Raw genomic sequence first — 20,405 nt, forward strand, 5'->3', positions numbered from 1 at the left:
CGGCGGGAACTTAACGATCCACATCCGACATGACGAAATCGATACTGCCCAGGTAGACGATGAGATCCGACACCATCTGGCCACGGATCACCGAGGGGATCTGCTGCAGGTGGGCAAAGCTCGGAGTCCGGATCCGGGTCCGGTAGCTCATGGTGGAGCCGTCGCTGGTCAGGTAGTAACTGTTGATCCCCTTGGTCGCCTCTATCATCTGGAAGGACTCGGCGGCCGGCATCACAGGGCCCCAGGAGACTTGCAGGAAGTGGGTGATCAGGGTCTCGATGTCCTGCAGGGTGCGTTCTTTGGGCGGCGGCGTGGTGAGCGGGTGATCCGCCTTGAAGGGCCCCTCCGGCATGTTCTTCATGCACTGCTCTATGATGCGCATGCTCTGGCGGATCTCCTCGATGCGCACCGTGGCTCTGTCGTAGGCATCCCCATTGCTGCCCACCGGCACCTCGAACTCGAACTGATCGTAGCCGGAATAAGGGCGCCATTTGCGCACGTCGAAGTTGAGGCCGGTGGCCCGCAGACCGCCCCCCGTGGTGCCCCAGGCGAGCGCCTGCGCCGTGTTGTAGGCGGCGACGCCTATGGTACGACCGCGCAGTATGCTGTTGCGCATGGCGGCCTTCTCATACTCCATCAGGCGCTTGGGCAGCCAGCTCAGCAGGTTGTCCTGGATGAGACGGGCCCAGCCGATGGGCAGGTCGTGGGCCACACCGCCGATGCGGAACCAGGCCGGGTGCATGCGGGCGCCCGTGATGGCCTCGATGATGGTGTAGATCTTCTGCCGGTCGGTGAAGGTGAAGAAGACAGGGGTCATGGCCCCCACGTCCTGGATGTAGGTGCCAAGGAACAGCAAGTGGCTCTGGATGCGGAACAGCTCCGCCATCATCACCCGGATCATGTCGACCCGGTTGGGAACCTTGATCCCCGCCAGCTTCTCGACTGCCAGCACATAGGGCAGGTTGTTCATCACCCCGCCTAAGTACTCGACCCGGTCTGTGTAGGGGATGTAGCTGTGCCAGGACTGGCGCTCGCCCATCTTCTCGGCACCGCGGTGGTGATAGCCGATGTCAGGCACGCAGTCGCGGATCTCTTCCCCGTCGAGCTGCAGCACCAGGCGGAAGGCGCCGTGGGCCGAGGGGTGGTTGGGACCGAGGTTCAGGAACATGTAGTCCTCGTTCTCGTTGCCCCGGGCCATGCCCCACTCTTCGGGCTTGAACAGCAGGTTGTCCTGCTCCTGATCCTGCTTGACCGCATCGAGCATGAAGGGATCGAACTCGGTGGCGCGGGCCGGGTAGTCCTTGCGCAGCGGGTGTCCCTGCCAGCTCTTTGGCATCATGATGCGGGTGAGATGGGGGTGACCGTCGAAGGTGATGCCCATCAGATCCCAGACTTCCCGCTCGTACCAGTTGGCGTTGGGGAAGTGACGGCTGACGGTGGGCAGGTGCAGATCGCTCTCCATCAGCGGCACCTTCAGCATCACATCGGCGTTACGGTCGATGGAGATGAGGTGATAGAAGACGGTGAAGTCGCTGCCCGGCAGGCCGTGGCGATGGCTGCGCATCCGCTCGTCGGTGGCGCTGAGATCAAACAGCATCACGAAGGGGGAGGGAAGCTTTTGCAGGAAGCCCATCACGTCCAGCAGCAGATCGCGGGAGAGCCAGATCACCGGCACTCCGGTACGGGTGCTCTGCACCGTGAAGCGCTCGGCACCGAAGTGGGCGAAGAGTTCGCCGACCACCTGGGCATCGGCGTGATCCGCCGTCTGCCCCTGGGCCATGGTGTAGTTGCTTGGGAATTCTCGAGTCAGTTTCATGGTCAGATCTCATCCGGCGTGCGCAGGTTGGTGACTTGGATGCGCTCTTCCCGCTTGCGATCCTTCTCGGCCTGCATCTGGGGACGGTAGATCCCCTGATCGCCCACCACCCAGGAGAGGGGGCGGCGCTCCTTGCCGATGGAGTCCTGCAGCAGCATCAGGGCCTGCAGGAAGGCTTCGGGACGGGGCGGGCAGCCCGGAATGTAGACATCGACCGGCAGGAACTTGTCCACCCCCTGCACCACGGAATAGATGTCATACATGCCGCCCGAGTTGGCACAGGCGCCCATGGAGATGACCCACTTGGGTTCGAGCAGCTGCTCATAGAGGCGCTGGATGACAGGCGCCATCTTGATGAAGGGAGTGCCGGCGATCACCATGAAATCCGCCTGACGGGGCGAGGCCCGGATGACTTCGGCGCCGAAGCGGGCCACGTCATGGGGGGAGGTGAAGGCGGTACACATCTCCACATAGCAGCAGGAGATGCCGAAGTTGTAGGGCCAGAGGGAGTTCTTGCGGCCCCAGTTGACGGTGTCTTGCAGCACCTCTTCGAGGCGCCCGATCATGATGCCGCGGGTCGCCTGCTGCGCCAGCGGGTCATCGACGGTCTGGCGCTGTTCCTGGGGGTAGCGCTCAACGGGCGCATCCGGGTCAATCCGGGTCAGGGTGTACTTCATGGTGCAACCTCAAAGGGATAATCGGTAAATCAGTCTGGCTTCTTGTCAGTCAGGACGCGTTTCTTCGGGGCCCAGTCGAGGGCACCGATGCGCCACAGGTAGATGAGGCCTACCAGCAGCAGGGTGATGAAGATGGTGGCTTCGATAAAGCCGACCCAGCCGCTTTCCCGAACGGAGACGGACCAGGCGAAGAGATAGAGCGCTTCGACGTCGAAGATGACGAAGAACATGGCGACCAGATAGAACTTGGCGGAGAAACGCAGACGGGCATTGCCGACGGAATCTATGCCGGATTCGAAGGGCCTGTTTTTGGCACGGCCATAGGCGCGTCCCCCCAGCAAGGCCGCGACGCCTATCATGGTCAGGCAGATGCAGATGGCCCCAATGACATAGACAGCAAAGGCCCAATGCTGGACAGCAATATCAGCAAACATAGGAGTTTTCCCTAACCGAATTAATCATGTGACTTAACAAGGATGCTACGTATTATGCCAGTTCCATACTGATTTACATGTCATTTCAAAGGATTAATTATTAATCAACGGGAGGAAAATCGCGTTTTGCTAGCGGGGTCAATTTTCTCATTTGAGAATCATTTTCAATTGCTTTTACGCGGTGGGGAAAACAGCTGATTCGCTTGCAAAATAAACTAATCGACAAAACGAAAGACCCCGCATGGCGGGGTCTTTTCATCAGGGGGCGAGGAGGGGGAGGGCTTGCTCCGCCGCCTTGCCCTGGGAGAGCACTATCTCCACCCGGCGGTTGGCCTGGCGATGGGCCGGGGTGTCGTTGGCAAAGCGGGGCTGGGTGTCGGCCACGCCCTGGGCGATGACGCGGCGCGAATCCAGCTTGGGGTTGGTGAGCAGGGTATGGACTATGGTGGCCGCCCGCAGCACCGACAGCTCCCAGTTGTTGCGATAGAGCTCCACCGGCGCCTGGGAGTTGTCGGTGTGGCCGGTGACCACCACCATGCCCGGAATATCGGCCAGCACATCGGAGACCTTGTTGACCAGGGGGATGAACTGGGGCTGCAGGAAGGCTGAATCGGCGGGGAACAGGGTCTTCTCGCCGATGCGGATCACCAGCTGGCTGCCGAGCTGCTCCACCTCGATCTCCTGGGATTCAATCTGGCTCTTGAGCTGCTGCTGCAGTTTTTGCTTGGTAACCGTGGCCCAATCCTGCTCCTTGGTCTTGTGCGGCCATGACTCGGTGGCGCTGGGCTTCTCCGAGGCGCCTATGGTCTCGTTGAAGGGGTCGGCCGCGGCGGCCGGGCTCTGGGTGTCCAGCAGCTCCTCCTTCTGGGAGGTACCTGGGGTGGTCTTGGACTCAGGCTCGAGTATGCCGGTGCCCCCTTGCATCACGGGAGAGCCCGCGGGCAGAGAGATGAGGCCTATCTTGCCAAGAGACTCGATAAAGCCCTGGATCAGCACCCGGGTTTCCGACTGCTTGGCCATGGCGAAGGAGTAGAGCACCACGAACAGGGCAAACAGCAGGGTCATGAAGTCGGCATAGGAGACCAGCCAGCGCTCATGGTTCTCCGGTGCCTCAGCCTTTTTCTTTTTCGCCACCGTGACCTCCGAGGTAGGGTTCAAGGGTCACTTGCAGCCGCTGTTGTGACTCGCCGTCCACTATGCAGAGGATGCCGGTCAGGGTCATCTCCTTGTAGTGGCGGATCTGGTGGGCGAATCCCTTGTAGCGGTTGCCAAAGGGCAGGAAGATCAGGTTGGCGGCACCGACCCCGTAAATGGTGGCGATGAAGGCCACTGCGATGGCGCCCCCCAGCTTGTCGGGCTGATCGAGCAGCCCCATGGCATGGATCAGGCCGAACACGGCACCGACTATCCCCATGGTCGGGCAGTAGCCTCCCATGGCTTCGTAGAATTTGACGGTCTGCTCGAGATCTTCCTGCTCGAATTCGATCTCGTTTTCCAGCACCTCGTGGATCTTGGTCTTCTCGTAGCCATCCACCATCATCTGCACCCCCTTTTTCAGGAAGGGATCCTTGATGTCATCGATCATCCCCTCCAGCGCCAGCATGCCGCTGCGCCGGGCATTGCCTGCCAGGGTCTCCAGCAACTGGGCCTGCTCCAGCATGTCGAGGCGCAGGGGAGAGATGAGCCACTTGAAACGCTTGAAGGTCTTGCCGACCACGGAGAAGGGGAATTGGGTCAGGGCGGCACCCACTGTGCCCCCGATCACGATGAGAAAGGCGGGGAGATCGAGCAGGGCGCTGGGGTGCCCCCCCTCGATGATGTTGCCACCCAGGATGGCAGCCAGGGCCAGCAGCAAACCAATAAGACTCATTTGTCCATATCCCTATGCGTTGTGTGTGGCTAGTGTAGCCATTTAACTATCAGTTTTTCAAAACGAAATACAATCGGTGAGCAATATCCGGGAGCTAACCGGCACGGGCCCACCCTCCTGTGTCGGCCCGTGTCGCGGGATCATGAGGGCTGGCGGGCGCCAGCATGGCAGCAAGGGGGCAACCGGGTATCCTGGCCCCTTGGTGAAGTGGAAAGGGATTGTGCGGACAGGTCGGTGATAAAAAGAGAGTGATGGGCGAGGAGTGGTGGAGAGCGGTCTTCTCCCCTCGGTTCTGGGGGCGCAGGAGTTCAAACGCAAAAAACCGACCCTGAGGTCGGTTTTTTATAATTTGGCGGTGGGTCGGGATTGACTCGCGCCATCCCTGGCGCTCGCCCTGCGGCTGTCCAAGGGGGCTGTCCTGCCCCCTTGTCGAACCAGGGTTAGAACCGAGCCGCCCCTCACCGGATAAAGTAAAAGGGCCTGTCTTGCGACAGGCCCTTTTACTTTATTTGGCGGTGAGGGAGGGATGATTCGCCACTGCGTGGCTCACCCCTTAGGGGCGGCCGTTGGCCGTTCATCGCAGCAAGCTGCTCTGCTCGAACCCGGCGAGGGTTCTCCCCCTCCCTCCATGGGCATCAGGTTTGCGGTGCCCCCAGATGCAAAAAACCGACCCTGAGGTCGGTCTTTCAATTTGGCGGTGAGGGAGGGATTCGAACCCTCGATACGTTGCCGTATACACACTTTCCAGGCGTGCTCCTTCAGCCACTCGGACACCTCACCAAATTTTTGACTGCTGTTTAACGTGTTCAATCGCCACGTGGTTCGTTGCGCTGCTGCGCTGGAACGGGGCGTAATTTAGGGGAAAGCTGACTCGGGGTCAAACACTTTTCCCCTTATTTTTCAGAATCTTTATCGAATGCCTATCCCTTGCACAGAATGCCGGTTTTTTAAACCGGCTCAGGGTTTGTCCAAAATGATCAGGCTGTCGGGCAACTCGTTTTGATCCCGGGTCGCCGGAAATGCATCGGTCAGTATGGCGCTGGTGCGCTCCACGCACTCGAGGAAGCCCTGCTCCACCTCCTTGTTGCGCACACGCACCACGAAGTCGTCGATGATCAGCTGCCACTGCGCGTTGTCTATGTGCTGGGCTATGCCGTCATCCACCAGGATCTCCACATAGTGCTCCGCCACCGAGACGAAGATCAGCACCCCGAGCCGGTCGCGGGTGCGGTGCAGCCCCTGCTCGACAAATTGCAGGCGGGCCATCAGTGCAGCCCTGTGCTGACGCACCTTTTTCGGGATCAGCCGCATCTTGATGGGGGTCCAGTGGAACAGCAGGCTCAGCAGCAACCAGACCGACCACTGCACCAGCAGGATCTCGTACCAGCCGAGCCAGAAACCGAGCTGGAACACCAGCAAGGGGGTGAGCATGGCCAGCAGCGCCGCCCAGAGAGTGGGAATGTAGCGATACCCATCGCTGGCCGGAGCCAGCACTGTGACCAGTTCAGCATCAGTCTCTAGCTCCGCTTCGCGCACCTTGGCTTGAAGCGTGTGGAAGAACTGTTTAGAAATCATGATTTGTCTCTTTACTCCTGTTACCAGCCACCGGAGGCTCCGCCACCGCCAAAACTGCCGCCGCCACCGCTGAATCCGCCGCCAGAGCGACCACCAAAGGAGCCGGCACCAAATCCACCGGCCATGTAGGCCGCCCGACGTCGTCCCCCCGGCCCACCGCCGCCACCACGCAGGTTGTGCAGCACTATCATCGCAATCACCACCAGAATAAACAGCCAGGGGCCGCCACCGCTGTCACTCTTCGGCTGCTCGACCGGCTGATACTCTCCGGCGAGTGCCTTCATGATGCTCTGGCTGCCGGCCACCACGCCGGCCACCATGTCGCCGCGCTTGAAGGCGGGCAGGATCCGGGTCTGGATGATGTTGGCGGCGATGGCATCGGGCAGGGCGCCCTCCAGGCCATAGCCCACCTCGATGCGCACCTTGCGCTCATCCTGGGCGATCAGCAGCAGCACGCCGTTGTTCTTGCCCTTCTGGCCTATGCCCCAGTGGCGACCGAGCTGGTAGCCGTACTCCTCTATGGTCTCCCCATCGAGGCTGTCGACGGAGACCACCACCAGCTGGATACCGCTGCGCTTTTCAAAGGCAGCCAGTTGCTGGGTCAGCTGGTGGGCCTGTTTGCGGGACATCAGCGCCGCCTCATCCACCACACGTCCGCTCAGGGCCGGAAAGTTCGGCGCGGCTTGCAGCGCTGCCGTCCAGAGCAGCAGCAAGGGGAGCAGCGCGCGCAACATCATGGTCATTGGAAGCTGACCTTGGGCGCCTCATCGGCACCGGGCTTGGCGCTGAAACTGGGTTTGGCCTCGAGATCCGAATAGAGCAGCTTGGACCAGATGACCCCCGGGAAGGTGCGGATCTCGGTATTGAACTGGCGTACCGCCTCTATGTAGTCGCGCCTGGCCACCGCGATGCGATTCTCGGTGCCTTCCAGCTGGGCCTGCAGGGTCAGGAACTGCTGATCCGCTTTCAGATCCGGGTAGCGCTCGACCACCACCATCAGGCGGGAGAGGGCGCTGGAGAGCTGATCCTGGGCCGCTTCAAAGGTCTTGAGCTGGGAGGGGTCGCTCACCTGCACGCTGCCGACCCGGGCGCGGGCATCGGTGACCGCTTTCAGGGTATCCTGCTCATGGCTGGCGTACCCCTTGACGGTGGCCACCAGGTTGGGAATGAGATCGGCGCGGCGCTGATACTGGTTCTCGACCTGGCCCCAGCTTGCCTTGACCTGCTCATCCAGGGTGGGGATGTTGTTCATGCCGCACCCGGTCAATCCCAGCAGCAGGGTGAAAGTCAGCAGGCACTGGGTGGCCCTGTGCCGGAGTGAAGTGGCCATCTTGTTGTTCTCCATTGAAATTTCTGACGGATATCGGCTCACCATAGCAGCTTGTGGTCAGCCCTCACAACGCTTCGGTAAGACGGGGGCACGGTAGCTCATGGAGACCTTGGGCAACTGGGGCTTGTCCTTGAGCCAGGAGGCCAGCTCGGCATCGCAACCATTGCCGGGTGGGATGGGGGCCTGGGGCTGGCAATCCGGGCTATTCGCCGGGCAGCGCAACCTGACGTGGAAGTGGCTGAAGTGGCCGACCCAGGGGCGCAGCTTGGCGACCCAGGGTTCATCGACCGCCCGTTTGCACACCTCGGCCTTGATGACGGGGTTGACGAAGATGCGCGCCACCTCGGGCTTGCTGGCCGCGAGGCGCAGCAGATTGAGCTGCTGGGGGCCAAAGCGCCCCGGCAGCATTTTGTAGCTGGGCTCATCGATCAGCGCCCACTCCTTGGGGGCGTCCTGCTCCCATTTGCTGATGGGGTGGTTTGCCATCCGGAACCAGATGTCGGCGTCGAGGCCGGTCTGGTGGCTGCGATGGCCGGAGGTGAAGGGGCCGCCACGGGCCATGGCGAGATCGGCGATATAGAGATCCGGCATGCCGGCCAGCCTGGTCTGGTTGGCCAGGCCCTGCAGGTAATGAATGAGATCGGGGTGACCGTAATAGCGCAGCCGCTTGGTGCGGATCACCTGATAGCCGGGTCCCGTCAGCGGCAGGGATACGCCGTTTTTCAGACAACCGGCCGCGTAGCCGCCGATGGCTTCTGCATAGAGGGCGCTGGTGGTGAACAGCAGGGCAGTGGCGAACATGGGACTCCTGAAGATGGCGGGCTCAGACAGCCCCAAGCATACCAAGAGTGGCGGCCAGTCGTCATCCGCGCCGCCGCGCCGGTTGCAACCCATGGGCGGGCTCGCGCACAATGCGGGCCAACACGGGGCGGCAGGGCCGTTTCCATCATGTGAGGAGGATGAAATGAGAGTCAGTGAACTGGCATCGCGGGGGGGCGTGAACTGGCTGATGCCCCCGGCGCGGCGCTTCTACGGGGTCATGATCTGCCTGTTGCTGGCGAGCCTGGGCACTGTGGTGGCCGCGCTCTTGCTGGGGTATCCCGAGATGGGGCTGCTGCCCTGGGTCGGTCTGGTGTTTGGCGGCATAGTGCTGGTGATGATGGTGTTGCCGCGCAACTGGCAGCGCTGGCGGTTGGCGGAGCTCGCCTGGGACGACCATCACCTCTATCTGCTCAATGGTGGCGAAGACAGGGCCCTGGCCCTGCCGAGGGCGGCATTGGTGGGCATAGAGCGGGATCGCAAGGTGGGGCACGACGGTCAGTGGCTCGACTTCAGCCTGGATCTGGGGCTGGATGGGGAGGCCCTGGCCGACGCCACCGCCTTGCTGGGGCTGACCCGGGAAGGCACCCATGAGGTGGCCCCCGGTGTCTATCGCTTTGGTTTTAAACGGGCCTGGCACAGCCGCCGCGCCCTGAGCAGCTTGTTGGCCGCGCTGCAACCAGTCTGACTATTTTCTCGACAATTTATCGCAAAGCTCAGATACTCCCTCTGATTCGAATTGATCTTTCCTGCTCCGATAGTCCAAGAGATCAACAACTTGGGCCTCGAGGCAGGGAGTGCCACGGTATGATGCCATGGCTGGTCCGGCAGGGGGGTTGTGCCCTTACTCCAGGTCGGTGGATGCATAGAGAAGGCACCTTGAATCGAGAGTGGATGGCATGAAGATTTACGTAGGTAATCTGTCGTACCGGATGACGGCCGACGAACTGACAAATGTGTTCAGCCAATTTGGGCAGGTAGACAAGGTCGATATCATCATCGATCGCGATACCGGTCAGTCCAAGGGGTTTGGCTTCATTGAAATGCCTGTCAACGGGGATGCCGAGAAGGCCATCGCCGAGTTGCACGGCACCGAAATAGGTGGCCGGACCATCACAGTCAACCAGGCCAAACCGAAGACAGATGCACCTCGTGGTCGCCCCCAGCGCCATCGTTGAATCGTCTCGATAACGAAAAACGGCATGGAGCAATCCATGCCGTTTTTGTTTGCCTCGCGCTCAGTGGCCGGCGGGATCAGGGCACATCGTAACCCAGGGCGGCCTTGCGGATGCGGAACCACTGCTGGCGGTTGAGCTGGATGGACTCGGCCGCCGCGGCGGCGGCGATCCGCTCCCGCTTGCCCGAGCCGATGAGCGGCAGCGGCTGGCTCGGCAGCATCATCACCCAGGCGTAGACCACCTGCTCTATGTGCTGAGCGCCCACTTCATGGCGGATCTGCTCGAGCTCGGCCCGCAGCGGGGCATAGGCGGGATCGTTGAACAGCCGTCCGCCACCGAGGCAGGACCAGGCCATGGGCTTGATGCCCAGTTGCTGGCACTGATCCAGGGCGCCATCCAGCGTCCCTTCCTGGTGCAGCGGCGAGATCTCCAGCTGGTTGGTGACTAGGGGGAAGGGCAGGCGGGATTGCAGCAGCGAGAACTGGTGGGGAGTGAAGTTGGAGACACCGGCGTGCTTGATCTTGCCCGCCTGCTTGAGACTGATGAAGGCCTCGGCCACCTCGTCGGCATTCATCAGAGGGTCAGGGCGGTGGATCAGCAGCAGATCCAGGTGATCGGTGCCGAGCTTTTGCAAGGAGGCCTCGGCGCTGGCGACGATGTGGTCCTTGCTGGTGTTGTAGTGATTGAGGGCGTGTTCCGGCTTGGCGGTGAGGGCGATGCCGCACTTGCTGACAATCTCCATCCGGCTGCGCAGGGAGGGCTCCAGACGCAGGGCCTGGCCGAAGGCCTCCTCGCACTGGTAACCGCCGTAGATGTCGGCGTGATCTATGGTGGTGACCCCGAGATCCAGGTGGTATTTCATCAGATCCAGCAGGGCGGCCGGGGAGAGTTGCCACTCCATCAGGCGCCAGTAGCCCATGATGAGGCGGGAGAAGGTGGGGCCTTGATGGTGCAGGGCAAGACGGGATACGGACATGGTGACTCCTCTACGGATAAAGAGACAGACAAATAAAGGCAGAATCAATGCTGCCAGCATCTTGGTCTCTTCTGGCGGACAAGGCAATAATGCCCCCCTCGCGAATTCGAACTATGGTTCTGACCGACACAGGGGCCCGGGCGCAGAGACGGGCCAAAAAGACGATGGAGGGGTTGTGATGGAAGGATTTGCCGCCAGGCTGCAGAGCCTGATCGGGGAGGGCAGCGTCAGCGCCTTCGCCCGCAAGGTGGGGCTGAGTGAGGCCCTGATCCGCAAGTATCTGAAAGGGGCCGAGCCCGGTCTTGGCAAGGCGAACCAGATCGCCATGGGGGCCAACTGCTCCCTGGAGTGGCTCGCCACCGGCTGCGGTTACCTCTATCGCCAGGCCGAGGTGGTGGACAGGGACGCGTTGGCGGCGGCGGGGGCGCTGGTGCAGGAGAAGCTCCCCGGCCAGCCGCTGCCGGACGAGCAGCATCTGGTGACCCTGCTCGCCTATTACCAGTTCCTGCGCAGCCACAAGCAGGCGGACGGTTTTCTGGATCTGGCGCGGGCGCGGGAGTTCGGCCGTCATCTGGCAGAGGCCTGAGGCCGCCGGGGTCCCCGGCAGGCCGCCATTCTTCTGATACCCTCTAAGCAATGGACAAATCCAAGGACGCACAGATGAGTTATCTGATCCTGGGCAGTGGCGGATTGGGGGGGGCTCTGGCCCACGAACTCGCCAGCCGTGGCGAAGAGTGGTTGCTGGCGGGCAGGCAGTTGCCAAAAGGGCTGGATCCCGCCTGCTATTTCCCGTTGCAGGAAGTGGACCCGCTCTCCTTCGAGGCCCTGTTCACCCTCTATGACGCCACCACACTGCCGAGGGTGGTGATCAACACCATAGGTCTGCTGCACGATCTCAATCACATGCCGGAGCGGCGGGTGGAGGAGGTGAGCCCCCAGTGGCTTGGGGAGAGCCTGCAGGCCAATGCCTGGCCCCACCTGGCCCTGGGTGCCAGCCTGAGCCGGCTCATGACCCCCGAGAGCCGGTTGTGGCTCTGCTCTCTCTCGGATCTGGCGGGCAGCCTGGGGACGGGCAACCTGGAGGCCGTCGGGCGCTACAGCTACCGGATGAGCAAGGCGGCCCTCAACATGGGGGCCAGGATCCTGGCCGCCGAGTGGGCCGAACGCTTCCCCGGCGCCGGCGTCATCACGGTTCACCCCGGGCTCATGGATACCCCCATGCAGCAACCCTTCCGGCAGGGGCTTGACCCGGCCCTGTTGCAGGATCCCGCCCTGGTGGCGCCGCAGTTGCTGGATCTCCTGGCCTCATTGACCCTGGCGCACTCCGGCCGCTTCGTGGACTTGTACGGCCAGCCGCTGCCCTGGTGAGCCGCCGGGTTCACATTCCCGCCCCCCATCCCTTGCCAGCATGATGCCGGCTGGTTAATGTCATGCTCCTGCATCAGGAGGATGACATGCGCTATATCGATTTACGAAGTGATACCGTGACCCAACCCACGGAAGCCATGCGCCAGAGCATGCTGCACGCCGAGGTGGGAGATGATGTCTACGGGGAAGATCCCAGCATCAATGCGCTCGAGCACAAAGGTGCCGAACTGCTGGGCAAAGAGGCGGCCCTGTTCGTGCCATCCGGCACCATGTCCAACCTGCTGGCGATGATGAGCCACTGCCAGCGCGGGGAAGGGGCCGTGCTGGGTTCTGCCTCCCACATCTATCGCTACGAGGCGCAGGGCTCTGCCGTGCTGGGCTCGGTGGCCCTGCAGTCTGTCTCCATGCAGGCCGACGGTACCCTGGCCCTGAGCGACGTGCGGGCCGCCATTGCCCCCGATGACGCCCACTTCGTCCAGACCCGGCTGGTGTGCCTTGAAAATACCCACAATGGCAAGGTGCTGCCGCTGCATTACCTGCGCGAGATGCGCGACTTTGTGGATGAGCACGGCTTGCTGCTGCACCTGGACGGGGCCCGTCTCTTCAATGCGGTGGTGGCGAGCGGCGAGCCGGTCGCGGCGATAGCAGCCCCCTTCGACAGCATCTCCGTCTGCCTCTCCAAGGGGCTGGGGGCGCCGGTCGGTTCCCTGCTGGTGGGCTCCCATGGCTTCATCGCGCGGGCCAGACGGCTGCGCAAGATGCTGGGGGGCGGCATGCGTCAGGGGGGGATCCTGGCCCAGGCCGCCCTGTTTGCCCTGGATCAGCACGTCACCCGGCTGGCGGACGATCATCGCCGCGCCAGACGCCTGGCTGAGGGGTTGGCCCCCTTGCCCGGCATAGCGCTCAATATGGAAGAGGTGCAGACCAACATGGTGTTCCTGCGCTTGACCCGGGGGGATCCCGCCACCTTGCTCGGCTTCATGAAGGAGCGTGGCATCCTCTTCTCCGGCTATGGGGAGCTGAGGCTGGTGACCCATCTGCAGATCACCGATGACGACATCGACGAGGTGATAGATGCCTTCACCGAGTTCCTGAACGGCTGAGCCTGATCGGCATGAAGCGAAGAAGGGCGCCTGATGGCGCCCTTCTTGTGTCTCTGTGCCGAAGAATCACCCCTGGCGCTGGCCCGTGATCAGCATGGCCTCGTCGGTGGCGTCGTAGATCATGATGGCCAGATGGGTGACCTCGCCGCCAAAATCGGCCAGGGGCACCAGGGTCAGGTTCTGGTACATGTGGGGTGCCGAGCCCGTGATGGGGCGGTAGTTGGAGAAGCGCAGCAGGTAGGGGCGTTGCTCCCAGGTGCTGAAGGCGCGGTTGTTGAGCTTGAACACCATGTTCGCCTTGCGCTCCAGCCAGGCGCGGTCCACGTCGGGGAAGAGGTCGAACAGCACCTGATCCCGCACCTCGCCGGCCAGTCGGCCGCTGTGGCTCTCCATGAAGCCGTTCCATACCTGAACCCGGTAGCCCTTGTCGAGCACGACCAGCCCCACGTCCAGGTTCTGGACTATGTTCATCAGCCAATGAAATTCCCGGATTTCCATGGTCACTCCTGGTGCCTGAGTCTGTGTTGTTGATGCTGAAGGTGCTGATTGGCAACCGTTAGAGCATATGCATGAACTTGTTATTGATGCTGACGATGGGATAACACCGCTAGAGCATATGCATGATCTTGTTGTTCATGGTGGCGATGGAGTCTTCGGTGAACAGCAGCAGCAGGTCGCACTGCACCGCATAACCCTGTACCCGGTAGTTGATCTCGATGGCCAGGGTGCGGCGCCAGCGACTCTGGTTGGTGCGAATGAGATCCCTAATGGGCCTGTGCTGACCGAGCACCACGGGATGGCCCTGGCTGAAGGGGGTGTCGAGCTGGTTGGCGTAGCCGCGCAGGAAGGCCCCGATCAAGACGTTGGCGGTATCCATCAGCAGTTCCAGCTCGGCGTTGTGATCCAGCACCCCCTGATGGTTCATCAGGCGTGCCAGATCCTGGAAGCTGGCATCGTGAAACAGCAGGAGTGCCTCGCCGGCTATGCCGGCCCCGATGAAGCCCTGGCAGACGGCGGAGAGGGTATCCGACTCGGCGGCGGCCGAGAGGGCCATGTGCAGCTCGGAGACCTCCAGCACGTTGACGTTGGGGATGGGCAGCAGCACGAAGGCATCCAGCAGGCGAGCCAGCAGATCGGCCCCCTGGCCCATGGCGACGTTGGCGAGCTCCTGATAAACATCCCGCAGCTCTGGGGTGAACTGGATGGTGCTCTCGAGGGGGGCGTGACCGGCGACGGCAAGGGCGGGTGCGGCGGCCGGGTGGGGAGCCGCTTGCCACAAGCCGTGGCGGCTGAGCAGGGCTAGCAGGCTCTCCGGTGAGGCCGGTTTCTTGATGAAATCGAGGGCCCCGAGGGCCATGACGCGGGCGTGGGCTTCCGGCTGGATGTCACCGGAGACCACAATCACCTTGCTGCGCAGCCCCTCGCGCTTGAGGGTCTCCAGCACGCCATAGCCGTCCATCTCCGGCATGGTCAGATCGAGAAAGATCAGGTCGCCGTGGCCCATCAGGATCTGCTCAACCCCTTCCAGGCCGTCAGCGGCCTGATGCAGGGTGACATTCCAGCCGGCAGGCAGGGCGCGCATCAACTGCTTGCGAGCGAACCCCGAGTCATCACATATCAATACATTCATAGTGTTAGCCGACCTGTGCAACGAGGATTGCGCTAAGTGTGGGCGATCAACCGTCAGATGCAACGGGCAGCGGCATGGCCGGCAAAAATTGATCGTCCCGCTGATGATGGCGATAGCGTGCGGAGTATTTCTCGACGAAATCGGCAAACATCTTAACACGCAACGGGGTGAACTGGGGCTGGCAATGGAGCATGTAGAAGGGGCGCTTGCCCGACTGCCAGTCCGGCAGCACGGCGACCAGCTGCTCGTCTTGCAGGAAGGGGTGCACATAATGCAGGGGGGCATTGACGATGCCAAGGTGGCGCCGGGCCGCCCGCACGGCGGCCTGAGTCTGGTTGACGTTCAGGCGTGGTGTCCGCTTGACCTGCACCGTCTGCTGGTCCCGCCCGCTCAGCTGCCAGTGCTGGTGGGGCCAGCAGTAGATGAGATCGTGCTCTTCCAGCTGCGCCGGGTGGGAGGGGATGCCCATCTTCTCCAGATAGAGAGGGGAGGCAAACAGGCCGTACTCGATGTGACCGAGGCAGAGGGCATTGGGCAGGGTCTGGGAGAGCTCGCCGTTGAAAAACACCAGATCCCTGTCCTGATCACAGAGAGGGGCGTGATCGTTGGTCTGGCTGATGTCGAACTGCACCCCGGGATAGCGCAGACCGAAGTCAGCCAGCATGTCGACCAGTATGGTATTGGAGAGGGCGATGGGCGCGGCGAGGCGGATGAGGCCGCTGATGTCCCTCTCCTGGCCCTGGATCTCGCCGGTCGCCTGTTCGATTTCGGCCAGCGGCGTGCACAGGCGCTCGTAATAGCGCAGCCCCTCGTCGGTGAGGCGCAGCTTGCGGGTGGATCTGTGCAGCAAGGCGCACCCGAGCTGTTCTTCCAGTTGTGAAATGCGTCGACTGATGGTGCCGGTCGGCATGCCCAGCGCGGCGGCGGCGTGGGAGAAACCGCCCTCTTGCACCACCTTGACGAACAGATAGAACTCTTCGATGTACTTCATAAGCGGCTTAGGGGGTGTTTGTAACAAGCCCGTGACCTTATGAAGAGTCGCCAGGCTTGGCAAGCGCAATCCGGCGTTTAATTGATCTGGATTAGATTCGACTCGCGCTGGTACTGATTGAGCAAATGGACGAAGTCGGCGGGGGGCCGGTCCAGGCTGTTGTCCGGCACCAGCAGATCATAACCCAGCAGATCCCGCAGTCTGGCCATGCGGTTGCCCAGCATGGCGATCACCCCATCGTATTGCTGGCCTGAGGGGGAGCGAAAGCGGCTCTCCTCCAGCAGCCCCTCGCCCAGCAGCCCGCTGCCGCAGCCTCCGGTGAGGCAGTCGGGGCGCTCGCTGCTGATGGCCTGCAACAGCACGGCGCGCTGCTCGGTCAGCAGGCGAACGGCCAGCCTGGGTGTGATCAGCGTCAAAAAATCGTCGTAATCCTTAATCTTCAAACCTATGTAGGGCAGGGGCACCAGATCCCACCCTAAATGGATACGTGGTTGATCAATTCGCTGAATATTTCTCCATTTCAGGATCCAGCCACCGTACTTATGGTGATATTGCAGACAATCCTGACACAGGGAGAGACTAAAATGAGGCTCAGCCAGTTTCAGCGCCCCGACAAGAATTGTCATCAGACCAGTCAGCAGGAGGAAGATGACCGGCATTAGTAGTTGTTCAGGAAAGAAAAAAAGTATAAAAATCATAGCAATGGTTATGACCATGCCCAACAATACCAGTGTGAGCCCATTTCTTCTGACCATGGGGATCACATGTAGCGTTTTCATATGATTTCGGCCCTTTTTCACCTGCCTGTTTCCAGATTATGGGTCGGAACGGATTTTGTACCAGCACGGACGCGTTTGCCAAAGACGGGTCCAGGCTGGTTCTGCCATGAGCTTTCAGCATGAATCATCACGTAACATGAATACGCTAGACGAACGCCTGCTTACCGCGATGGACGTGCTCCATACGCCCATCTGGGTCTATGACATCCAGCGTCACCACATTTACTGGGCCAATGGCTCCGCCCTGGGGTTGTGGGAGGCGAGCTCCCTGGCCGAGCTGCAATCCCGCGACTTCTCGGCCGACATGGCCGCCGCCATCGATCTGCTGTTGCAGCGTTATCTCGGTGATTTTCAACAGGATCGCAGTTACAACGAGTGGTGGACCCTCTCCCCCAAGGGGGTCAAGAAGCAGGTCTATCTGCGCCTCTCCGGCATCCAGCTCGCCGGGCGCCAGATGATGATGACGGAGGCGGTCATCGATGCCGACACCCTCTATCAGGAGTCCTCCCTCGCCACTGGCGATACCCTGGCCTGCCTGTTCGACAACGAGGGGGCCCTCGAGAGCGGCAACCACCACTTCGACATGTGTTTTGGCACCGGCATCACCCGGCTGGCCCAGGTCTTCTCCGGTGACGACGAGGCCTTCTACACCCGGCTCTCCCGGGTGGGGGAGGTGGTGGCCGAGGGGGAGTGCCGGACCCAGAAGGGGATGCGCTGGTTCCAGTATCAGTTCCGCCACATCCAGCAGGGTGCGCGGATCTTGCTGACCATGCGGGACATCACGGATCGCAAGCTCGAGGAGCTCGAACACCGTCACCTGGCCTGGCACGACTCCCTCACCGGCCTGCTCAATCGCTACGGCCTGATGAAGTCCCTCGAGGCCTATTGCGGCCTGGGGGGGCGCTTTGCCCTGGTGTTCATGGACTTGGACAACTTCAAGCTGGTCAATGACAACTATGGCCACAAGGCGGGGGATCGCCTGCTGGAGCGGGTGGCCGGGCGGCTCAAGCAGATCTGCCCGCGGGACGTGGAGCTGGCGCGCCTCGGCGGGGACGAGTTCACCGCCCTGGTGCCTCTCAGTCAGGCCAGCGAGCGAGCGCAGGAGGTGGCTGATCTCATGCTCTCCCAGATGAGCAAACCGCTGCAGCTGAGCGGGGTGCCTGAGGTCACCATAGGCGGCAGCATCGGCATCGCCATCTATCCGGACGACGCGGACGACGGGGACAACCTCATCACCCGTGCCGACATGGCCATGTACCAGGCCAAGCAGATGGGGCGCCTGCGTTGGCAGCGCTTCACCCCCAGCATGCAGCAGAGCCTGCACCGCAAGCTGACCCTGAAGCAGTTTCTGGCCAAGGCCGTCGGCCGGGGGGAGCTGAGCCTGCGCTATCAACCCCAGGTGGACGTGGCCCAGGGGAAGCTCATCGGCCTGGAGGCACTGTTGCGCTGGTACAACCCCGTGCTCGGGCACGTCTCGCCGGCGGAGTTCATTCCGCTTGCCGAAGAGATGGGGCTGATCCGTGAAATAGGGAGCTGGGTGCTCGCCACCGCCTTGGCCCAGATGGGGGAGTGGCAGCGCCAATGGCAGGTGCGGGTGCCGGTGTCGGTCAACCTCTCCGGCTTCCAGCTCTCCGCCTCCCTGCCGGGGCAGGTGGCGCAGCAGCTCAGGGAGTCCGAGGTCGAGGCGGGCCTGCTGACGCTGGAGCTGTCCGAAACCGTGCTGATGCTGGACATGAAGGGTTGCATCGAGATCCTCGACGCCCTGAGCGAGCAGGGGATCAAGATCGCCATCGACGACTTCGGCACCGGCTACTCCTCCCTGGCCTACCTCAACCGTCTGCCCATCGACACCATCAAGCTGGATCGCTCCTTCGTGGTGGGGCTGAACCTGCCGGTGATCCGAGCCACCGTGGCCATGGCCACCAGCCTGGGGCTCGGGATCCTGGCGGAAGGGGTGGAGGACGAGCACGAGCTGGCGGCCCTGCGGGCCCAGGGCTGTCATGTCTTCCAGGGGTTCCTGTTCAGCACCCCCATGACCCCGGAGGAGGTGGCGGCGGCAGGCTTCGGGATCCGCTGCAAGCTTGGTCACTATCCGCTGATCAGCACCTGATACCACCGCTGACACTGTGCGGCATGTCCCATTTCAGGAGCGCGACATGCCAAATTAAACATAATTAATCGAATTTTTGTCTCATATCATGGGATTCATTAGACGTTATCGCTAGTATGCGCGCTCATTCCTTGGTAATGGAGTATCACCATAATGAGTCAAGCCGCAGTGAACGAGCGTCCGGCCAGTCCCAATGGCTGGTTGAACCGCTTCCTGAACGGGGTCGAGAAGGCGGGCAACAAGCTGCCGGATCCCGCCATGTTGTTCCTCTATGCCTTGCTGATCGTCTGGGTCGGCTCCTGGATAGGCTCCCAGTTCTCCTTCGATCTGGTCAATCCCCGCACCGGTGAGGCCGTGGTGGTCAACAACCTGTTGACCGGGGCAGGGCTGGCCGAGTTTCTCGCCAGCATGGTCACCACCTTCACCGGCTTTGCACCGCTCGGCATAGTGCTGGTGGCCATGCTGGGGGTCGGGGTGGCCGAGCAGTCTGGCTTCATCAACACCGGCCTGAAGAAGCTGCTCAAGGTCACACCGGCGCGCTTCCTGACCCCCATGCTGATCCTGGTGGCCATCGTCAGCCATACGGCGGCAGATGCGGGCTATGTGCTGGTGATCCCCATTGGCGGCATCATCTTCCATGCGGCGGGCCGTCATCCGCTGGCGGGCATAGCTGCGGCCTTTGCCGGGGTCTCCGGCGGCTTCGCCGCCAACTTCCTGCCCTCCGGCGGGGATGCGCTGCTGCAGGGGTTCACCCAGTCGGCGGCCCAGTTGCTCGACCCCGACTACATGGTCAACACCCTGTGCAACATCATCTTCACCGGCGCCTCCTCCCTGCTGATCATCTGTGTGGGCTGGTTTGTCACCGAGAAGATAGTGGAGCCGCGCCTCAAGCAGGTGCCCCTCAACGAGGATCTGGAGAGTGCCGACGAGATGGGGCGCTACAGCGCGCAGGAGAGCCGGGCCTTCAACTGGGCCGGGTTTGCCATGCTGGCGGCCGTGGTGCTGCTGGGGCTGGCCCTGTCCCCGGACGACTCGCCGATGCGGGCACCGGATGGATCGCTCACCACCTTCGCGGCACCCGTGATGAAGTCCATAGTGCCCCTCATCTTCCTGCTCTTCATCCTGCCCGGCATCGTCTACGGTTTCGTGGCGGGGAGCTTCAAGAGCGGCAAGGATGTGATCGATGCCATGTCCGCCACCATGAACAAGATGGGCTCCTACATGGTGATGGCCTTCTTCTGCGCCCTCTTCATCAAGGCGTTCGGTGACTCCAACCTGGGAACCCTGCTGGCCCTCTCCGGCGCCGAGGTGCTCCACGCCCTGGCGCTGCCGGGGGAGGTGACCATCGTCGGCATGATTCTGCTCACCGCCAGCGTCAACCTGGTGGTGGGCTCGGCCTCGGCCAAGTGGGCGCTCATCAGCCCCATCCTGGTGCCCATGCTGATGGCGGTGGGGATCTCCCCCGAGCTGACCCAGGCCGCCTATCGGGTAGGGGATTCCGCCTCCAACATCATCACCCCGCTGATGGTCTTCTTCCCCCTGGTGGTGGTCTATTGCCAGCAGTATGTGAAGAGCACCGGCATCGGCACCCTGGTCTCCATGATGCTGCCCTATTCCCTGGCCTTCCTGGTGAGCTGGACATGCTTCCTGCTGCTCTACTGGGCGCTGGGCTTCCCGCTCGGGCTGCAGGCTCCTTATGTGTATCCTGCCCCCTGAGGGTGACGAGGGGCCTTGGGCCCCTCGCTTTTT

Annotated in this window: 21 protein-coding genes, 1 tRNA gene and 1 other RNA gene; 7 read left to right on the forward strand and 16 right to left on the reverse strand. The window is 62.1% G+C overall.

Going from position 1 to position 20,405, the window contains the following annotated elements:
• Positions 1-10 precede the first annotated feature (10 nt).
• From nuoC to mepA, 11 genes are all read right to left on the reverse strand, one after another.
• Positions 11-1,816, reverse strand: a complete 1,806-nt coding sequence (nuoC, locus tag G4923_RS17550) for an NADH-quinone oxidoreductase subunit C/D (RefSeq protein ID WP_049832185.1) — start codon at positions 1,814-1,816, stop codon at positions 11-13.
• A 2-nt stretch (positions 1,817-1,818) separates the two neighbouring features.
• On the reverse strand, positions 1,819-2,493 hold the full coding sequence (locus G4923_RS17555) for a NuoB/complex I 20 kDa subunit family protein (RefSeq protein ID WP_025327215.1): 675 nt from the start codon (positions 2,491-2,493) through the stop codon (positions 1,819-1,821).
• A gap of 29 nt (positions 2,494-2,522) precedes the next feature.
• Positions 2,523-2,927, reverse strand: coding sequence for an NADH-quinone oxidoreductase subunit A (locus G4923_RS17560; protein ID WP_025327214.1), 405 nt, complete (start codon positions 2,925-2,927; stop codon positions 2,523-2,525).
• Positions 2,928-3,185: 258 nt separating this feature from the next.
• Positions 3,186-4,061, reverse strand: coding sequence for a MotB family protein (locus G4923_RS17565; protein WP_025327213.1), 876 nt, complete (start codon positions 4,059-4,061; stop codon positions 3,186-3,188).
• Positions 4,039-4,797 (reverse strand): flagellar motor protein, encoded by a 759-nt coding sequence (locus G4923_RS17570; RefSeq protein WP_111912217.1) that lies wholly within the window; start codon positions 4,795-4,797, stop codon positions 4,039-4,041. The genes G4923_RS17565 and G4923_RS17570 overlap by 23 nt, the downstream gene beginning before the upstream one ends.
• Positions 4,798-5,307: 510 nt before the next feature.
• A non-coding RNA gene (locus tag G4923_RS17575) (RtT sRNA) lies at positions 5,308-5,436 on the reverse strand.
• Between the two features lie 53 nt (positions 5,437-5,489).
• Positions 5,490-5,577: transfer RNA gene (locus G4923_RS17580), tRNA-Ser, on the reverse strand.
• Positions 5,578-5,754: 177 nt separating this feature from the next.
• A complete protein-coding gene (locus tag G4923_RS17585) occupies positions 5,755-6,372 on the reverse strand; it encodes a TPM domain-containing protein (protein ID WP_163137822.1) in 618 nt (205 codons plus the stop codon).
• Positions 6,373-6,392: 20 nt separating this feature from the next.
• Positions 6,393-7,115 (reverse strand): TPM domain-containing protein, encoded by a 723-nt coding sequence (locus G4923_RS17590; protein ID WP_163137823.1) that lies wholly within the window; start codon positions 7,113-7,115, stop codon positions 6,393-6,395.
• A complete protein-coding gene (locus G4923_RS17595) occupies positions 7,112-7,717 on the reverse strand; it encodes a LemA family protein (protein ID WP_205597151.1) in 606 nt (201 codons plus the stop codon). Before G4923_RS17595 ends, G4923_RS17590 begins: the two co-directional genes overlap by 4 nt.
• A 42-nt stretch (positions 7,718-7,759) precedes the next feature.
• On the reverse strand, positions 7,760-8,503 hold the full coding sequence (gene mepA / locus G4923_RS17600) for a penicillin-insensitive murein endopeptidase (protein ID WP_163137825.1): 744 nt from the start codon (positions 8,501-8,503) through the stop codon (positions 7,760-7,762).
• A gap of 163 nt (positions 8,504-8,666) precedes the next feature.
• On the opposite strand from mepA, the gene G4923_RS17605 reads away from it, so the two are divergent.
• Positions 8,667-9,209: a hypothetical protein gene (locus G4923_RS17605; RefSeq protein ID WP_163137826.1), complete on the forward strand. Its 543-nt coding sequence runs from the start codon at positions 8,667-8,669 to the stop codon at positions 9,207-9,209.
• Positions 9,210-9,420: 211 nt separating this feature from the next.
• A complete protein-coding gene (locus tag G4923_RS17610) occupies positions 9,421-9,699 on the forward strand; it encodes an RNA recognition motif domain-containing protein (protein WP_081805676.1) in 279 nt (92 codons plus the stop codon).
• Between the two features lie 76 nt (positions 9,700-9,775).
• On the opposite strand, the gene G4923_RS17615 is transcribed toward G4923_RS17610, so the two are convergent.
• The gene (locus G4923_RS17615) at positions 9,776-10,675 is read right to left on the reverse strand and encodes an aldo/keto reductase (RefSeq protein WP_163137827.1); all 900 of its coding nucleotides are present in this window, start codon (positions 10,673-10,675) and stop codon (positions 9,776-9,778) included.
• Positions 10,676-10,853: 178 nt separating this feature from the next.
• On the opposite strand from G4923_RS17615, the gene G4923_RS17620 reads away from it, so the two are divergent.
• The 3 genes from G4923_RS17620 (at position 10,854) to ltaE (ending at position 13,146) form a co-directional block, all read left to right on the forward strand.
• The gene (locus G4923_RS17620; protein ID WP_025327205.1) at positions 10,854-11,261 is read left to right on the forward strand and encodes a transcriptional regulator; all 408 of its coding nucleotides are present in this window, start codon (positions 10,854-10,856) and stop codon (positions 11,259-11,261) included.
• Between the two features lie 74 nt (positions 11,262-11,335).
• Positions 11,336-12,043 (forward strand): Rossmann-fold NAD(P)-binding domain-containing protein, encoded by a 708-nt coding sequence (locus G4923_RS17625; protein WP_163137828.1) that lies wholly within the window; start codon positions 11,336-11,338, stop codon positions 12,041-12,043.
• An 86-nt stretch (positions 12,044-12,129) separates the two neighbouring features.
• Positions 12,130-13,146, forward strand: a complete 1,017-nt coding sequence (gene ltaE, locus G4923_RS17630; RefSeq protein ID WP_163137829.1) for a low-specificity L-threonine aldolase — start codon at positions 12,130-12,132, stop codon at positions 13,144-13,146.
• Between the two features lie 66 nt (positions 13,147-13,212).
• On the opposite strand, the gene G4923_RS17635 is transcribed toward ltaE, so the two are convergent.
• The 4 genes from G4923_RS17635 to G4923_RS17650 form a co-directional block, all read right to left on the reverse strand.
• On the reverse strand, positions 13,213-13,644 hold the full coding sequence (locus tag G4923_RS17635) for a PAS domain-containing protein (RefSeq protein ID WP_042650276.1): 432 nt from the start codon (positions 13,642-13,644) through the stop codon (positions 13,213-13,215).
• 109 nt (positions 13,645-13,753) lie between these two features.
• The gene (locus tag G4923_RS17640; protein WP_163137830.1) at positions 13,754-14,776 is read right to left on the reverse strand and encodes a response regulator; all 1,023 of its coding nucleotides are present in this window, start codon (positions 14,774-14,776) and stop codon (positions 13,754-13,756) included.
• Between the two features lie 46 nt (positions 14,777-14,822).
• On the reverse strand, positions 14,823-15,767 hold the full coding sequence (locus G4923_RS17645) for a LysR family transcriptional regulator (RefSeq protein ID WP_106886601.1): 945 nt from the start codon (positions 15,765-15,767) through the stop codon (positions 14,823-14,825).
• Between the two features lie 77 nt (positions 15,768-15,844).
• Positions 15,845-16,546: a DUF2982 domain-containing protein gene (locus tag G4923_RS17650; protein WP_111913365.1), complete on the reverse strand. Its 702-nt coding sequence runs from the start codon at positions 16,544-16,546 to the stop codon at positions 15,845-15,847.
• A 169-nt stretch (positions 16,547-16,715) separates the two neighbouring features.
• Here G4923_RS17650 and G4923_RS17655 point away from each other — a divergent pair, with 169 nt between their 5' ends.
• Both G4923_RS17655 and G4923_RS17660 read left to right on the forward strand, forming a co-directional pair.
• The gene (locus G4923_RS17655) at positions 16,716-18,656 is read left to right on the forward strand and encodes a putative bifunctional diguanylate cyclase/phosphodiesterase (RefSeq protein ID WP_163137908.1); all 1,941 of its coding nucleotides are present in this window, start codon (positions 16,716-16,718) and stop codon (positions 18,654-18,656) included.
• Positions 18,657-18,809: 153 nt separating this feature from the next.
• The gene (locus tag G4923_RS17660) at positions 18,810-20,372 is read left to right on the forward strand and encodes an AbgT family transporter (RefSeq protein ID WP_042650274.1); all 1,563 of its coding nucleotides are present in this window, start codon (positions 18,810-18,812) and stop codon (positions 20,370-20,372) included.
• Positions 20,373-20,405 lie beyond the last annotated feature (33 nt).

The organism is Aeromonas rivipollensis, from assembly GCF_010974825.1.
Lineage (GTDB): Bacteria > Pseudomonadota > Gammaproteobacteria > Enterobacterales > Aeromonadaceae > Aeromonas > Aeromonas rivipollensis.

Coding starts and splice junctions, on each gene's coding strand:
- nuoC (WP_049832185.1), bottom strand. CDS start 1,816: ATGAAACTGACTCGAGAATTCCCAAGCAACTACACCATGGCCCAGGGG.
- G4923_RS17555 (WP_025327215.1), bottom strand. CDS start 2,493: ATGAAGTACACCCTGACCCGGATTGACCCGGATGCGCCCGTTGAGCGC.
- G4923_RS17560 (WP_025327214.1), bottom strand. CDS start 2,927: ATGTTTGCTGATATTGCTGTCCAGCATTGGGCCTTTGCTGTCTATGTC.
- G4923_RS17570 (WP_111912217.1), bottom strand. CDS start 4,797: ATGAGTCTTATTGGTTTGCTGCTGGCCCTGGCTGCCATCCTGGGTGGC.
- G4923_RS17585 (WP_163137822.1), bottom strand. CDS start 6,372: ATGATTTCTAAACAGTTCTTCCACACGCTTCAAGCCAAGGTGCGCGAA.
- G4923_RS17590 (WP_163137823.1), bottom strand. CDS start 7,115: ATGACCATGATGTTGCGCGCGCTGCTCCCCTTGCTGCTGCTCTGGACG.
- G4923_RS17595 (WP_205597151.1), bottom strand. CDS start 7,717: ATGGAGAACAACAAGATGGCCACTTCACTCCGGCACAGGGCCACCCAG.
- mepA (WP_163137825.1), bottom strand. CDS start 8,503: ATGTTCGCCACTGCCCTGCTGTTCACCACCAGCGCCCTCTATGCAGAA.
- G4923_RS17605 (WP_163137826.1), top strand. CDS start 8,667: ATGAGAGTCAGTGAACTGGCATCGCGGGGGGGCGTGAACTGGCTGATG.
- G4923_RS17610 (WP_081805676.1), top strand. CDS start 9,421: ATGAAGATTTACGTAGGTAATCTGTCGTACCGGATGACGGCCGACGAA.
- G4923_RS17615 (WP_163137827.1), bottom strand. CDS start 10,675: ATGTCCGTATCCCGTCTTGCCCTGCACCATCAAGGCCCCACCTTCTCC.
- G4923_RS17620 (WP_025327205.1), top strand. CDS start 10,854: ATGGAAGGATTTGCCGCCAGGCTGCAGAGCCTGATCGGGGAGGGCAGC.
- G4923_RS17625 (WP_163137828.1), top strand. CDS start 11,336: ATGAGTTATCTGATCCTGGGCAGTGGCGGATTGGGGGGGGCTCTGGCC.
- ltaE (WP_163137829.1), top strand. CDS start 12,130: ATGCGCTATATCGATTTACGAAGTGATACCGTGACCCAACCCACGGAA.
- G4923_RS17635 (WP_042650276.1), bottom strand. CDS start 13,644: ATGGAAATCCGGGAATTTCATTGGCTGATGAACATAGTCCAGAACCTG.
- G4923_RS17640 (WP_163137830.1), bottom strand. CDS start 14,776: ATGAATGTATTGATATGTGATGACTCGGGGTTCGCTCGCAAGCAGTTG.
- G4923_RS17645 (WP_106886601.1), bottom strand. CDS start 15,767: ATGAAGTACATCGAAGAGTTCTATCTGTTCGTCAAGGTGGTGCAAGAG.
- G4923_RS17650 (WP_111913365.1), bottom strand. CDS start 16,546: ATGAAAACGCTACATGTGATCCCCATGGTCAGAAGAAATGGGCTCACA.
- G4923_RS17655 (WP_163137908.1), top strand. CDS start 16,716: ATGGACGTGCTCCATACGCCCATCTGGGTCTATGACATCCAGCGTCAC.
- G4923_RS17660 (WP_042650274.1), top strand. CDS start 18,810: ATGAGTCAAGCCGCAGTGAACGAGCGTCCGGCCAGTCCCAATGGCTGG.